The sequence below is a fragment of the Allobosea rubneri genome (assembly GCF_032464875.1).
In the GTDB taxonomy this organism is placed as follows: Bacteria; Pseudomonadota; Alphaproteobacteria; order Rhizobiales; family Beijerinckiaceae; genus Allobosea; species Allobosea rubneri.
Map to the genome: position 1 here is coordinate 18,551 of NZ_JAWDID010000041.1, position 14,706 is coordinate 33,256.

At 66.6% G+C, this 14,706-nt stretch carries 12 protein-coding genes; 3 read left to right on the forward strand and 9 right to left on the reverse strand.

Annotated elements, in window-relative coordinates; translation table 11 throughout:
• Nucleotides 1–11 precede the first annotated feature (11 nt).
• The 9 genes from RKE40_RS21420 to RKE40_RS21460 form a co-directional block, all read right to left on the reverse strand.
• Nucleotides 12–821, reverse strand: a complete 810-nt coding sequence (locus RKE40_RS21420) for an ABC transporter ATP-binding protein (protein ID WP_291638071.1) — start codon at nucleotides 819–821, stop codon at nucleotides 12–14.
• Between the two features lie 30 nt (nucleotides 822–851).
• Nucleotides 852–2,033 carry an ABC transporter substrate-binding protein gene (locus tag RKE40_RS21425; RefSeq protein ID WP_316020238.1) on the reverse strand — a complete coding sequence of 394 codons (1,182 nt, stop codon included), beginning with the start codon at nucleotides 2,031–2,033 and terminating at the stop codon, nucleotides 852–854.
• 71 nt (nucleotides 2,034–2,104) lie between these two features.
• Nucleotides 2,105–3,145 (reverse strand): branched-chain amino acid ABC transporter permease, encoded by a 1,041-nt coding sequence (locus RKE40_RS21430; protein ID WP_316020239.1) that lies wholly within the window; start codon nucleotides 3,143–3,145, stop codon nucleotides 2,105–2,107.
• Nucleotides 3,146–3,149: 4 nt separating this feature from the next.
• Nucleotides 3,150–4,028 (reverse strand): branched-chain amino acid ABC transporter permease, encoded by an 879-nt coding sequence (locus RKE40_RS21435; protein ID WP_316020240.1) that lies wholly within the window; start codon nucleotides 4,026–4,028, stop codon nucleotides 3,150–3,152.
• The gene (locus RKE40_RS21440; protein ID WP_316020241.1) at nucleotides 4,028–4,867 is read right to left on the reverse strand and encodes an ABC transporter ATP-binding protein; all 840 of its coding nucleotides are present in this window, start codon (nucleotides 4,865–4,867) and stop codon (nucleotides 4,028–4,030) included. Before RKE40_RS21440 ends, RKE40_RS21435 begins: the two co-directional genes overlap by 1 nt.
• 1 nt (nucleotide 4,868) lies before the next feature.
• Entirely contained in the window at nucleotides 4,869–5,657 is a 789-nt protein-coding gene (locus tag RKE40_RS21445; protein WP_316020242.1) for an enoyl-CoA hydratase/isomerase family protein, read from the reverse strand.
• A 258-nt stretch (nucleotides 5,658–5,915) separates the two neighbouring features.
• Entirely contained in the window at nucleotides 5,916–7,754 is a 1,839-nt protein-coding gene (locus tag RKE40_RS21450; RefSeq protein WP_316020243.1) for an SLC13 family permease, read from the reverse strand.
• 55 nt (nucleotides 7,755–7,809) lie between these two features.
• Nucleotides 7,810–9,021 (reverse strand): M20/M25/M40 family metallo-hydrolase, encoded by a 1,212-nt coding sequence (locus RKE40_RS21455; protein WP_316020244.1) that lies wholly within the window; start codon nucleotides 9,019–9,021, stop codon nucleotides 7,810–7,812.
• A gap of 47 nt (nucleotides 9,022–9,068) precedes the next feature.
• Nucleotides 9,069–10,619, reverse strand: coding sequence for an AbgT family transporter (locus RKE40_RS21460; RefSeq protein WP_316020245.1), 1,551 nt, complete (start codon nucleotides 10,617–10,619; stop codon nucleotides 9,069–9,071).
• 374 nt (nucleotides 10,620–10,993) lie between these two features.
• Between RKE40_RS21460 and RKE40_RS21465 the strand changes: the two genes are divergently transcribed.
• From RKE40_RS21465 to RKE40_RS21475, 3 genes are all read left to right on the forward strand, one after another.
• A complete protein-coding gene (locus tag RKE40_RS21465) occupies nucleotides 10,994–12,148 on the forward strand; it encodes an alpha/beta hydrolase (protein ID WP_316020246.1) in 1,155 nt (384 codons plus the stop codon).
• A gap of 255 nt (nucleotides 12,149–12,403) precedes the next feature.
• Nucleotides 12,404–13,450, forward strand: a complete 1,047-nt coding sequence (locus tag RKE40_RS21470; protein WP_316020247.1) for a helix-turn-helix domain-containing protein — start codon at nucleotides 12,404–12,406, stop codon at nucleotides 13,448–13,450.
• Nucleotides 13,447–14,655, forward strand: coding sequence for an MFS transporter (locus tag RKE40_RS21475; RefSeq protein WP_316020248.1), 1,209 nt, complete (start codon nucleotides 13,447–13,449; stop codon nucleotides 14,653–14,655). The genes RKE40_RS21470 and RKE40_RS21475 overlap by 4 nt, the downstream gene beginning before the upstream one ends.
• The last annotated feature ends 51 nt before the right edge of the window (nucleotides 14,656–14,706 follow it).

Here is a 14,706-nt window from a genome sequence, read left to right on the forward strand (position 1 = left end):
CGTTGCCGACCTCACGAAAGCCAGCGCTTGCGGCGCTTGTAATGCTTGATATCGCGATAGCTGCGCTCGCCCCCGGCGCCGCCGAGGCCGAGATAGAATTCGCGCACGTCCTGGTCGCGGACCAGCTTCTCGACCGGACCGTCGATCACGACCTTGCCCATTTCGAGGATGTAGCCGTAATTCGCCACCGCGAAGGCGACCGCCGCATTCTGCTCGACCAGCAGCATCGAGACCCCCTGTTCGGCATTGATCCGGGCGATGATCGTGAAGATCTCCTCGACCAGCTTCGGCGCGAGGCCGAGCGAGGGTTCGTCGAGCAGGATCAGCGAAGGCCGCGCGATCAGCGCCCGGCCGATGGCGAGCATCTGCTGCTCGCCGCCAGAGAGATAGCCCGCCAGCCCCTTCCGGCGCTCGTGCAGACGCGGGAAGTAGCTGTAGACCAGATCGAAATCCGCCGCCGGCAGCTTGCGCCCGGTCAGCGCGAAGGTCGCCGCGGTGAGGTTCTCCTCGACCGTCAGATCCTCGAAGATGCGCCGCCCCTCCATGACATGGAACAGGCCGCGCCGGACGAGGCCGTGCGGCGCAAGGCTCGCGATGTCGTCGCCCTGGAAATGGATGGCGCCGCCGGTGACGGCGCCATCCTCGAGCGCGAGCAGATTCGAGACGGCCTTGAGCAGGGTCGACTTGCCGGCACCGTTCGAGCCGAGCAGGGCGACAATCTGCCCCTGCGGCACGCGCAGCGACAGGCCGCGCAGCACCTGCACCGTCCTGTTGTAGACGACCTCGACATTGTTGACGTCGAGCACCGCGGTCCCGGCCATGCCTTCAGCCCCTCACCCTGCGCCTGAGGATCAAAGCTTGATCCAGTCGGAGGCCGGCAGCATCTGCTTGGCCTTGCTGTCGAAGCGATAGATCCGGCCGACCGGCACGGAATTGCCGGGGATCGAGATCGGCACGCCGAACAGGCCGCCAGTGTCGAAGTCCTTGATGCTGTTCAGCCCGGCCTTGAGATTGGCCCCCGTCAGCTCCTTGCCAGCGTCGAGCGTGCGCTTCACCGCCTCGGCCATCAGCATGGCGGTGACGAAGCCCTGGAGATAGCCGGTCGACTGGTACTCGGTACGCATCTGCCGGATCTTCTCCAGCATCGGCGAGGTGCCGTCCTTGTCGTAATAGTAGCGGTAGGGCATCACGCCCATGAAGCCGTCGGCGGCGTCGCCCATGCGCTGCACCGTCGAATTGTCCATGGTCCAGAAGGTACCCATGAACTGGCTCTTCATGCCCATCTGCTTCGCCTGCGTGACGAATTCCGGGATCGGCGCCAGCACATAGCCGTGGAAGATCGTGAAGTCGGGATTGGCGCGGCGCAGCTTCAGTACCTCGGTCGAGACGTCGACGCTGCCGGGCGGGGTCACGATCTTCTCGACGACGGTGAGCTTCAGCTCCTTGGCGACCGCCTCGCCCGGCACGATCGGGTCGCGCCCGAACTCGGTGTCGGAGTAGATGAAGGCGACACGCGCGCCCGGCTTCTCCTTGGCGATGTAACGCAGGAGGATGCCGAACATCTCGGTGTAGTCCGGCCCGGCCATGAACTGCAGCGGGTACTTCTTGGGATCGTTGAGCTCAGTCGCGAAGGAGGCGCCGGCCATGATCATGGTGCCGCGGCGCTCGAGCTCGGGATTGATCGTCTTCGAGAAGCCGGTCGAGTCGCCATAATAGAGCGAGACCTTCTCCTGGCTGGTGATCTTGTTGAAGGCGGCGACCGAGGCGTCGACCTTGTAGGCGGTGTCCTCGGCGACGTACCTGATCTTGCGGCCCTTGATGCCGCCGCCATCGTTCAGGATCTTGAGATAGTCCTGGATGCCGGCATGGATGCCGACACCGGCGAAGGCGAAGACGCCGGTCAGCGGGATCGAGCCGCCGAGCACGATGTCGCCGCCCTCCTGCGCCGCGAGCGGCCCCATCCCGAAGGCCATCGCGGCCGTTGCCGCCGTCCCGGCCAGAAGCTCCCGCCTGTTCAACTTCATCTTGCTCATTATCGTCCTCCCGCTGATGTGGCCGTTCTTGGCGACGGCCGTTTCGTCAAAGGCACGTGTCCCGTGCGCCTTCAGGTCCTGAAGGGCCAGAGATGGAAGAAGCGCCGCACCCGCCGCCAGATTTCGGCGAGGCCGCGCGGTTCGAAGATCAGGAAGCCGACGATCAGCCCGCCGAAGACGATGGTGCGCACCGGCGCCAGCGCCGCGAGCGCGTCGGGGTAGATCGGCGTCGCCCAGTTCGCGACGAATTTCAGAAGCTCGGGCACCAGCGTCATGAAGACCGCGCCGAGGATGCCGCCGAGGATCGTCCCCATGCCGCCGACGATGATCGCGGCGAGGTAGAAGATCGAGTTGACCAGCGGGAAGCTCTCCGGCGTGACGACGCGGAAGAAATAGGCCCAGAGCCCGCCGGCGAGGCCGGCATAGAAGGACGAGATCGCAAAGCTGGTCAGCTTGTAGCGCAGCAGGGGAATGCCGAGCACCTCGGCCGAGATGTCACGGTCGCGGATCGCGATGAAGGCGCGCCCGATGCGGGTCCGCAGCAGGTTGGCGGCGCCAAGCACCATCAGGCAGGTCACCGGCATGATCAGCCAGTAGAGCGAGAAGGGCTGGTCGAGACTGATCCCTAACAACCGTGCCGGCGGCATCGACAGGCCCCGCGCCTCCCCGGTCAGCGACCAGTGCGAGAACAGGAAGTGCAGGATGACCGAGGCTGCGATCGTCGCGATGGCGAGGTAGAGCCCCTTCACCTTGAGGCTGGGAATGCCGACGAGGATGCCGATCATCGCAGCGAGCCCCGCGCCGATCAGCAGGTTGAGCAGGAACGGCGTGCCGAGCCGGATCTCCAGCACCGCGACCGTGTAGGCGCCGACGCTCATGAACGCCGCCTGCCCCAGGCTTACGAGCCCGGTATAGCCGGTGAGCAGGTTCAGCCCCGTCGCGCTCGCGACATTGATGGCGCAGAGGCAGGCGAGGAAGAGCCAGTACGGGCTCGCCACGAAGGGGAAGGCGACCGCAGCGAGCGCGAGCAGCACCAGCAGAGTGCGCTGCACGGAGCTATCGAACAGCGCCTCGTCGGCGGCATAGCTGGTCTTGAGCGTGCCGATCCGCATGGCTCTAAAGCCTCTCGATCTCATGCGTGCCGAACAGGCCGTAGGGCCGGACCATCAGCAGCACGAGCAGCAAAGCGAAGGTGACGACGAGCTTGAATTCGCCGCCGAGGAAGGCGCCGGCCAGCGCCTCGACCAGCCCGATCAAGAGGCCGCCGACCAGCGCCCCGGCGATCGAATCGAGCCCGCCGATGATAACGACGACCAGGACGGAAAGGCCGAACACGCCCATGGTCGGCGAGATCCCGCCGATCGCGCCGACCAGCACGCCGGCGCCGGCGGCCGTCGCACAGGCGAGGATCCAGGCGACCGAGAAGACGCGCGGTACGTCGATGCCGACCGAATAGGCGGCGCCCGGGTCGGCCGCCGTCGCCTTCAGCGCGACGCCGCCGCGCGAGAAGCGGAACAGGGCGAGGAAGAGCCCGATCACGATCGCCGCCGCGGCGAAGCCGAACGCGACCTTGGGCGCGAGATAGGCCTCGCCGATGAAGATCGGCGCATTCGGCAGGAACTCCGGCAGACGCAGCGGATCGGCACCCCAGCCGAGCTGGACGACGCCGGCCAGGATCGAGCCGAGGCCGATCGTCACCATGAACACCGAGATCGGGCTCTCGCCCAGCATCGGCCGGATCATGGTGCGCTCGACCAGCCAGCCGAGGACACCGCCGGCGGCGATCGCGAGCGGCAGAGCGAGCCAGGGCGAGAAGCCGAGCCCGGCGGCGAAACCGAGAAAGGCATAGCCGCCCAGCATCAGGATCTCGCCGATGGCGAGGTTCACCACGCGGGTCGCCTTGTAGATCAACACGAAGGCGACGCCGGTGAGGGAATAGAGCGCGCCGGCGCCGAGCCCGGCCAAGGTGACTTCGAAGAGGAAGAGCGTGTCCATCACACCGCCTCCGCCTTGATCCGGCGGGACAGCTCGCCGACATCGCCTGAGCCGAGATAGGCCGCGATCACCGCCTCATTGCCCTGGACCTCGCGCGGGGTGCCGCTGGCGATGACCTGGCCGAAGTTCAGCACGACGACATGGTCGGAGATGTCCATGACCATGCCCATGTCGTGCTCGACCATCAGAATGGTCACGCCCCATTCCTCCTTCACGTCGAGGATGAAGCGGGCCATGTCCTCGGTCTCTTCGCGGTTCATCCCGGCAACCGGCTCGTCGAGCATCAGGATGCGCGGACGCATGGCCAGCGCCCGGGCGAGCTCGACACGCTTCTGCAGCCCGTAGGACAGGGTGGCGACCGAGGCGTTGCGGATGTGCTGGATCTCGAGGAAGTCGATGATCCGCTCCTCGATCTCGGCCCGCAGCTCCAGCTCCTCCTTCTGCGCCCGGCCCCAGTAAAACAGGGCGTCGAGCACGCCGGTGCGCAGATGCGCGTGCCGGCCGAGCTTGATGTTGTCGAGCACGGTCATGCCGCGGAACAGCGCGATGTTCTGGAAGGTGCGGGCGAGGCCCCGCGCCGCCCGTTCCGGCGCACGTACGCCGGTCAGGCTCTCGCCGGCAAAGCTGATCTGCCCGGCTTGCGGCCGGTAGAAGCCGGAGATCGTATTGAACAGCGAGGTCTTGCCAGCGCCATTGGGCCCGATCACCGCGGTGATCGAGCCTTCCGGCACCTGGAAGGAGACGTCGGTCAAAGCGCGCACGCCGCCGAAGGCGAGCGAGACGCCCGCGACCTCCAGGATCGGCCGGGCGGGCACACCGGCGGGCGTCGCTGCCGCCATCTCAGCGCCCTTCGAACCGGGCCGGCCGCTTCGCCAGGAACGCGCTCGCGCCCTCCTTGAAGTCAGCCGTGGCGACGCCGGTGAGGAAGGCTTCGCGCTCGCGATCGAGCTGCGCGGGGAGCGCGTTGTCGAGCGAATGGCCGATCAGGTCCTTGATCCGGCCATAGGCGCCGGTCGGGCCGGCGGCGAGCCGCTTCGCCAGTGCTAGCGCCTCGTCCTGCAGCGCCGCGGCGGGCACCACGCGGTTGACCAGGCCGAGCGCGAGCGCCTCGGGGGCCCTGACCGGCTCGGCCAGCATGGCGAGTTCGAGCGCCTTGCGCGGCCCGACCAGCCGCGGCAGCCGGTAGGTCGCCGAGCCGTCCGGGCTCGCTCCGATGCGGGCATAGGCCAGGGTGAACACAGCATCGTCGGCGGCGAACGCGAGATCGCAGGCCAGGGCGAGGCTGAAACCGGCGCCGGCGGCGGCGCCCTGCACCGCCGCGACCGTGGGCACGGAGAGGGAATCGAGCTGCTTCAACGCGGCATGGAGCGGATCGATGATCGCCTCGACCGCACCGAGCGGGTCGCCATCGACGAAACGGGAGACATCGCCGCCGGCGCAGAAGGCCCGGCCCTCGCCGCGCAACAACACGCAGCGCACGGCGGGATCGCCGGCGACATCAGCCACCGCGTCGCCAAAGGCGCGCGCGGTCGCCGCGTCGATCGCGTTGAGCACTTGCGGGCGATTGAGGGTAATGACCGCAACGGCCCCCTCGACCGCCAGGAGCACAGGAGCCCCGGCTTCGTTCATCGCATCCTCCCGTCGAGCCCGCGATCATTGATCGCCGCGGTATCTCCAGCGCTCGTACTCGCTGTTCATGACCTTACTCGCGAGTAAGCCAAAGCAGCACGCACCGCGCTATGCGCATTTCTGCACGGCGAAGATTGTCGAATGGGAACGAGCCGAAGGTCAACTTCATGCCCCAGCGGCAAACAGCAAACGGCCGGCGCGGTATTCGCGCCGGCCGGCAATAGGAGGCAGATCGGCAGCTGCCGCGGGAGCCGCGCTTCAGAAGCGCCAGATCAGCGGCACGATGAAGACCGCGACCACGAAGAACCAGATCAGCAGCGGCAGGCCGAGCTTCCAGTAGTCGCCGAAAGCGTAGCCGCCCGGCCCCATCACCATCAGGTTGGTCGGTGTGGCGATCGGGGTCAGGAAGGCGCCGGCCGCCGCGACCGCGGTGCTCATCAGCACAGGACGCGGCGAGATGCCCATGCTGGCCGCGGCCGCGACGCCGATCGGGATGACGATCAGCGCCGTCGCGGTGTTGCTGATCAACTGGCCCATGATCGCGGTCAGCACGAACAGGCCGGCGAGCAGCGCCATCGGCCCGGCATCGCCGACCATGTAGACCAGCCGCTCGGCCAGCATCTTGGCGGCACCGGTCTCGACCATCGCCGTCGAGAGCGGCATCATCGCGCCGACCAGGATCACCGTCGTCCACGAGATCGCGCGATAGGACTGCTCGACATTCATGATGCCGCACAGGATCACGGCGCCGGCCGCGAGCAGCCCGGCCACCGCCGGCGGCACGATGCCGGTCGCCAGCATCAGCACCATCGCGAACAGGATGACGATCGCCTGCTTGGCGCCCGGCCCCATCGGCACCGCCTGGCGCCTGACGAGCTCCGGCGAACTGACGACCAGCACGTCGGGATCGTCGAGATGGGTGTCGAGGGCCTTCCAGGTGCCCTGAAGCAGCATGGTGTCGCCGGTCTGAAGCACGATGCCGCCGCCATCGCTGGTCGCGCTCGCGGCGACGACCTCGTTGCCGGCGCGCTGGACGGCGAGGATGATCAGGTCGCCGCTTTCGGTGACCATGCCCGGGAACACGCTCTGGCCGATCAGGCCCGAGCGCGGCGGGATCACCACCTCGGCGAGACCGGAGCGGCGGTTGAACAGCGTCTCCTCGCCCTCGCCGGCCGCGGCGCCCTCGTCGCGGAAGGCGAGATGCATCTTGACCGAGAGGTTGGCGGCTGCCTCGGCCTCGCCGCGCAGCAGAATGAAGTCACCCTCGGCGATCGTCCCGCGGCGTAGCGGGCCGCCGCTCTCGCCTTCCTGGATCGCGACGAACTGCAAGCCGGGAAAGCCGCTGACATCGACCGCGGTCGCCGGCTGGCCGATATAGGGGCAGGTCGGACGCACGCGCAGCTGAAAGACGCCGCTGGCGAGCCCGTACTGCTCGACCAGCGTTCGGGCGTGCCGACTGAAATCGGCCGGCATGGTCGCGCCGTTGCGCTGGGGCAGCAGCTTCTCGCCGAACAGGATCATGATCGCCATCGAGCCGAGCAGTAGCGGAATGCCCGCGAGCGCGAATTCGAAGAAACCGAATCCGCCGACGCCGGCATCCGCCGCCGCCTCGGAGACGAGTACGTTGACGGGTGTGCCGGTCAGCGCCAGCAGTGAGCCGGCATGGGCCGCGAAGACGAGCGGCATCAAGAGCTGCGACGAGTTCCGGCGCAACCTGACCGCGATGACCACGACGACCGGCATCAGCGCCGCGACGGCGCCGTTGACGCTGATCAGCGCGGTCAGGAGGGCGACGAGCGTCATGGTCAGCAGGAGAAGGCGCGTGCGGCTCTCCTCACCCGCGCCCTTGATCAGGAGTTGGCCTGCCCAGGCCGTCACCCCCGTGACCTCGAGCGCGGTGCTGATGATGAAGAGCGACGCGATGAAGATCACGGCGGGGTCGCCGAGCCCGCCCAGCGCCTGCGGCAGTGTCAGCACGCCGGTCGCCCAGAGCGAGAGCGCCGTGCCCATTGCCACCAGCACGACCGGCACCTTGTTCGTGACGAACAGGACGACCGCGACTGCGATGATCAGGGCGGTATAGGCAATCGGGCTCACGCGCTCAGCTCCTTGTTGCGTCTGCTTGGGCCGTCACCGTCCCGCTCGCTCCGTCTCAGTCTTCGAGCGTCGCCATCAGGATGCCGAGGCGGCAGCCCTTCTCGTATTCGTCGAGCTTGACGTATTCCTTGATCGTATGGATCTCGGCCTGGCCGGCGCCGATGGTAATGGTCGGGATCCCGGCCTTGTCGAGCCAGTTCGCGTCGAGCCCGCCATTCGAGAACAGATAGGTCGGCTTGATGCCGAGCAGCTCGAGCGCCTTGGTCGCGCGCTTCACGACCAGGGCGTCGTCGGCGAGCTTGAAGGGGGGATAGGCAGCCGCCCGGCGGAAGGTCACCTCCGCAGTCTCGCCCTCATGGTCGGTCACCTCGGCCTTGGCCTTGGCGAAGGCCGCCTCGTAGCCGTCGACGATCTTGGTGGCGAAGCTGAGCTCGGGGCTGCGTGCCTCGCCCTTCAGGAAGGCGTAGTCGGTGACGACATTGGTGGCGTCGCCGGCCGGCTTGCCGTTCTTGCCGCCGAAAATGCCGATATTGCTGGTGCCGAACTCGTCGCCCTTGACGACCTTGCCGAACCAGCCGGTGCGCTTCGCCTCGGCGAGGCCGAGCGCGCCGACCAGGGTCGCCGAGATGCCCTTGTCCGGCGCGACGCCGGCATGGGAGGCCTTACCCTTGATCTCGACTTCCCAGTTCTCCTGGCCGACTGCACCGATGATCAGCTCGGAGGCGAGCTGGCCGTCGACATTGATGCACATGACCGGCCCGCCGAGTTCGGCCGGGTTGAGCTCGCGGGCACCGTGCAGGCCGCTCTCCTCGCGAACCGTGAACAGCAGCGTGATCGGCGGATGCGGCAGCTTGTGCTTGATCAGCGTCTCCGCCAGCACGACGAGCAGCGCGACGCCGGTACGGGCATCGCCGCCGAGCGCTGTGGTGCCATCGGAGACGATCCGGTCACCCTCGCGCTTCGGCTTGGCGCCGGCGCAGAGCGGCACAGTGTCGAGATGGGTCGAGAACATCAGGCGCGGGCCGGGCTTGGTGCCCGGCAGATCGACGATCAGGTTGCCGGTCTGGGTCGGCACCGGGATGCGCGTGTTGGCATCGTCGAAGCGGATCGCGGAAGCAGGCACGCCGGCCTTCTTCAGCGCTTCGCTGACGGCGGCCGCGATTGCGGCCTCCTCGCCGGTGACGCCCTCGACCGAGAGGAAGTTCATCAGGTGGTCGATCGCGCCTTCGACGTCGAGGGGAATATTGGCAGTGCTCATGACATCCATCCGAGGTTTGGGTCTGGATTGGCTTTTCAGTGCGGAATTGGCTTCGATCAGAGGCCCCAGGGCAGGCCCAGCATCTTCCAGACCGCGAAGAGTGCGGTCCACAGCACGAACATCCACACGACATAGGGCAGCATCAGCGAGACGATGGTGCCGACGCCGGCATTGCGGTCGTATTTCTGGGCGAAGCCGACGACGAGCGCGAAATAGGCGTTGAGCGGGGTGATCGCGTTCATCGGGGAATCGCCGACGCGATAGGCCGCCAGCACCGCCTCCGGCTCGACGCCGAGCTTCATCAGCAGCGGCACGAAGACCGGCGCGAAGATCGCCCATTTGGCGATCGCGCCGGTGAGCAGGAGGTCGATGATCGCGACCACGACGATGAAGCCGAGCAGCAGCGGCAATGCGCCGATATTGGCCGCCTGCAGGACGCCCGACAGGCTCAGCGCCATCACCGTGCCGATATTGGTGTAGGTGAAATAGGCGACGAACTGGCTGAGCACGAAGAACAGGAAGATCGTGCCGCCCATGCTCTTGATCGACTTCTCGATCGCCGCGATCACCTCGGTTAGGGTCCGCAGCGTCCCGGCGCCGATGCCGTAGCACCAGCCGCTGACCAGGAACATCAGCATGATCAGCGCGATCAGCCCGTTCATGAAGGGCGAGTTGCCGATCAGCTCGCCGGTCGTCGGATTGCGCAGCGGCGCCCAGGACGGGATGGTGAGCACCAGGAAGACCGCGATCAGGGCGAGCATGCCGAAGCCGGCATAGCGCAGGCCGCGCGACTCCGATTCCGAGAGCACGGCGCCCTGCTCGGTCGTGGTGCCCTCGGCGGCCTTTGAAGGATCGTAGGCGCCAAGACGCGGCGCGATCATCCTGTCGGTGATGAAGGCGACGACAACGGTGAGGAAGATCACCGAGGCGATCGAGAACCAGAGATTGGAGGCAAGGCCGATCGTCCGGTTGGGATCGACGAGGCGAGCCGCGTCGTTGGTGAACTCGACCAGCACCGCGTCGAGCGGCTTGATCAGCATGTTGACGGTGAAGGCGCCGGCCACTGCCGCGAAACCGAGCGCCAGGCCCGCCAGCGGATTCCGCCCGACGGCGAGATAGGCGATGCCGGCGAGCGGGATCAGCACGAGATAACCGGCATCCGCTGCGATCGAGGCGAGGATGCCGACGAAGGCGAGGATATAGGTCAGCGCCCAGGCCGGGGAGACGATCACGAGCTTGCGGATCAGCGCGGTGACAAGCCCCGATTCCTCGGCGACGCCGGCGCCGATCATCGCGACGATCATCAGCCCCACCGCGGTGAAGCTCATGAAGTTCGGGATCAGCGACGAATACATGAAGCGGATGCCTTCGACATTCAGAAGGCTCCGGATCGCCGTGCTCGCCGTCTCGACCTTGTGCGTGTCGGGATTGATGCGCTCGAAGGTCACCGCCGCGCCGAACAGGCTCAGCACGGCGGAGAGCACGATCACGATACCGATCAGGATCAGGAAGATGATGACCGGATGGGGCACCATGTTCCCGACTTTCTCGACGGTATCGAGAAATCGCTGCATCGTCGTCTTGGGTGCGGTGCTCTCGACAGTCATGGTGCCTTTTCCCCCGAGCCTGGTATTGGCGCACCCTGGAAGGACTGCGTCGTGACAAATGTGATGACCGGGCAGTCCCGGTGCATATTCTCGGGAACTTAGATTGCCTTGCGGAATGGGCATCGGCACAGAATCCCAAAAAGTGGGCCGCCTGTCCCAAAGTTGCCGCCGGGAGCCTGCCAAAGCTCGGCTTCCACGCGCTTGCTGCTGCGGGATGGCTTCTTTATCCTGTCATGACCTTGAGTGAGCCTCCGATTCACAGCCGCTGCGCGGATGGCAGAAGTGACACCGATGCGCGGAAATCGAAGCGAAGCTCTCTTGTGCTGTACATCTCACGCTCTCGCGCCCCGGCCTTTCCATCCCGGGACATGGCGGTGACACCGGGTCTGGACCGCCGCCATCTGCGGAATGCCGTCATGGCCCTGGTCTGCGCGCTTGGCCTCGGGGCCTGCGCCGGGACGCCGCGCGGCATGCTGCAGACCGTACCGCCCGTGCCGGGCACCGACCGGGTCAACATGCTCACCGCGACGACGCGCGCGCCTTCGGCCGAGCCGGGCGTGCTGTTCAGCGGCGATCGCGGAGACACTGTCTCCTTCTCCAACATCGTCGTCTCGATCCCGCGCGACCGCGAGGTCGGCACCATCCAGTTGCCGCGTTCTGTCCCGGGCAATCCGGAGACGGATTTCACCGTCAGCTCGGTGACGCCGATCGCCAAGCCGCAGCTGGCGTCCTGGTTCAATAAGGCGAACGGCCGGAAACGGCGCGTCTTCGTCTTCGTGCACGGTTTCAACACGCCGTTCGACCGGGCGGTCTTCCGCTTCGCACAATTGGCGCACGATGCCGATGCTAATGCGCTGCCGGCCCTGTTTTCCTGGCCATCGCGCGGCCATCTGCTCGACTATGCCCGCGACTTCGACAATGCGTCCTATTCGCGCTCGGACCTCGCCTATCTCTTGAAGGCTGCGGCGAACAGCCCGTCCGTCAGCGACATCGTCATCCTCGCCCACTCGATGGGCAGCTGGCCCGCCGTCGAGGCCGTCCGCCAGCTCGCGCTCGAGCAGGGCGGCGTGCCCCGCAAGATCAGCAACCTCATCCTCGCCTCGCCCGATCTCGATGTCGGCGTGTTCCGGCGCCAAGTCGAGGATATGGGCAAGCGGCGGCCGCAGATCACCCTCTTCGTCGCCCAACATGACCGGGCGCTGCAGCTCTCGCGCTTCATCTCCAGGGGGGCGACGCGCCTCGGCGGCATCGATCTGACCCGCGATGAGTACCAGCAGCAGTTTGCCGGGCTGTCGGGCATCACCGTTCTCGATCTCACCGCCATCAATGCCGGCGACCGCATCAATCACGATCTCTATGCCGCCAGCCCCGACGCGGTCCGCCTGATCGGCGACCGCTTGCTGCAGGGCCAGGTCATCACCGATTCGGATGTTTCGCCGCCGCTTGCCGCAGCAGATGCTCTCGGCTCGGCGGCAAGCCTGCTCGTCACCGCGCCAATCCGGATCTTCGACGCGGCCTCGATACGCTAGGAGACAGTTATGTCGGGTCGAGCCGACCCGGCAGTTGCTTCCTCCTTCTAAACGCTTGATAGAGAACGCATGCGATCGGACTCCGGCCTTCCGCAGTTGAAGGTTCAGAATTAGAACAAGAATATCAAATTGACCGAAAGTTGAGCACCTGCATGAACCAATACAGGCCGGCCCATTTTTTGGCCTTCCCTTGAGCACCGACACCATTGATCATCGCGCTATAGATTGGCGTCACGCGGCTGGGAGGAAGATGCCGTGACAGCACTCTCACACCCCACCCCGCGAAGCTCGGTCACGCCAGTCTTCGCCCAGAGCTTCTCGACCAAGGATATTCCGCCACAAGATCAGTTCGATGCCTGGCGCGCCCTGCTCGCGGACACGATCGACCTCCTGCCGACGATTGAGGCTTCCGACAGTTTCGCGGCCGAGTTCTCCTCTTGGACGTTCGGCAACATCGTCCTGACGCGGACGCTGTACGCCAACGCTCCTGCCCGCCGCTGGCGGCACCGGCCTCGATCCTTCCTCGACCATTGGTGCGTCGTGCTGGCGCGCTCGCATGCGCCGCGCAACGGCTCGCCGTCCCGCGAGGCCACGCGACAGGAGAGCCTCAGCTTCCGTTCACTCGCCCTGCCCTTCGAAGGCCAGGCCGAGGACACGGAGGTACTGACCCTGTTTCTGCCGCGCGATTTCTGCCGGGAAGAGCTAGAGGACTTCGATCAGGCCCACGATCTCGACATCAACCCCCAGCTCGGCGCGCTGCTCGCAGGCTATATCGACAACCTCGCCCGGCAGCTGCCGCACATCCCGCCCGCACAGGCGCAGGGCCTGGCGACGGCGACCAGGGCCCTCGTCGCAGCCTGCATCGCCCCGCGCGCCGAGCGCTCCGAAGCTGCCGACGCGTCCCTCAGCTCGCTCCTGATCGACCGCGCCCGTCTCGTCGTGCGCCAGAACATGGCCTCGCCCGAATTCGGCCCCGAGCAACTGGCGCGGCTGATGGCGATGTCGCGATCCAAGCTCTACCGCCTGTTCGAGAGCACTGGCGGCGTCGCCCATTTCATCAACCGCGAAAGACTGCGCGAAGCCTATCGCCGGCTCAGCTCGCACCGCGATTCCCCTTCGATCCACATCATCGGCAACGAGGTCGGCTTCGTCGACCATTCGACCTTCAGCCGGGCGTTCCGGCGCGAGTTCGGCCACAGTCCGAGCGAAGCGCGCGAGCGGAGCCTGACGAAGCTGTCCGCCACGCCCCTCGACGTCCGCCCGCCCGAGACCGGCCCGGTTGACGCCGAGCATGAGGCATGAAGGCGGCCACCGGCCGCCTGTCCTTCCTCTACGCAGCCCTGTTCTTCGAGCTCGGCGTCAACCTGCCGTTTTTCCCGCTCTGGCTGCGCGCCCAGTCGCTCAGCGACGAGGCTATCGGGATTGTGCTGGCCGCGCCGCTGCTGGCCCGCATCGTCGCGAACCCGGTCGTCGGCGCGCTGGCCGACCGCAGCGGGCGGGCGAGAGCCGCCCTGGTCATCTGCGCGGTGACGGTCACCGTCGGCACGGGGCTGCTGGCATTTGCCGGCGGCTTCCTGCCCATCCTCCTGCTGGTCATCGCCATTGCGCTTGCCCAGGGGCCGCTGATCGCGTTGACCGACGCCGTCACCTTGCGAAGCCTCAAGGAGCTGCAGACTCCGGAATTGCGCTATGGGCGCATCCGCCTCTGGGGCTCGGCCGGCTTCGCGATCGCGAACCTCTCTGTCGGCTGGATGCTGGACTGGCTTCCTGCCGCGTCGATTATCGGAATGCTGCTTCTGTCGGCCTTGGTGACGGCGCTCGCAGCCGTAGCGGTGGCGGTCGTGCGCGTCCCGGAACGCGCGACTACCCCGATGCAACCGGTCGGGAAACTTGAAAGGCCGCATCTGCTCGTTCTTGCCATCGCCGGAGCGAGCCTCGTCCAGGCAAGCCATGCCGCAGTCTACGGTTTCAGCACCTTGCATTGGCAAAGCCTCGGCATATCCGGCGGAGCCATGGGCTCCCTTTGGGCCGCCGGCATCGTCTCCGAAATCACCTTCTTCAGCCTGCTGGGCTATGTCGTGCGAGGCTCGGCGGGTGCGGCCGCCCTGCTCGCCGCCAGCGCGGCCATCGCGACGCTGCGCTGGGCCGGGATGGCGCAGGATCCGCAGATCGGCTTCCTGGTCCTTCTCCAGTTCACCCATGGACTGACCTTCGGAGCGACGCATCTGAGCAGCGTCTTCCTGCTCGCGCGGATCGCTCCCGCGGGGATGTTGGCTCAGGCGCAAGCCTGGCTGGCAGCCAGCTGGGCCGGGATCATGGCCGTCCTGACCACGTTGGCGGGCTATCTCTACGGTGAATGGGGCGAGCATGTTTACTGCCTGATGGCCGCCGTCTCAGCTGCTGGCTTCCTGCTTCTGATCCCGGTCGCGCTTGGCTTCAGGGGCAGGACTTCGCTCGGCTTGCCCCTCGCAGGCGATGCCGAGCAGCCTGTCCAAAGATTGGGATGACCAGCGCAGAGTTGGGATTCTGAGCTAATCCGCCCCTGCCGGTCTGTTGGT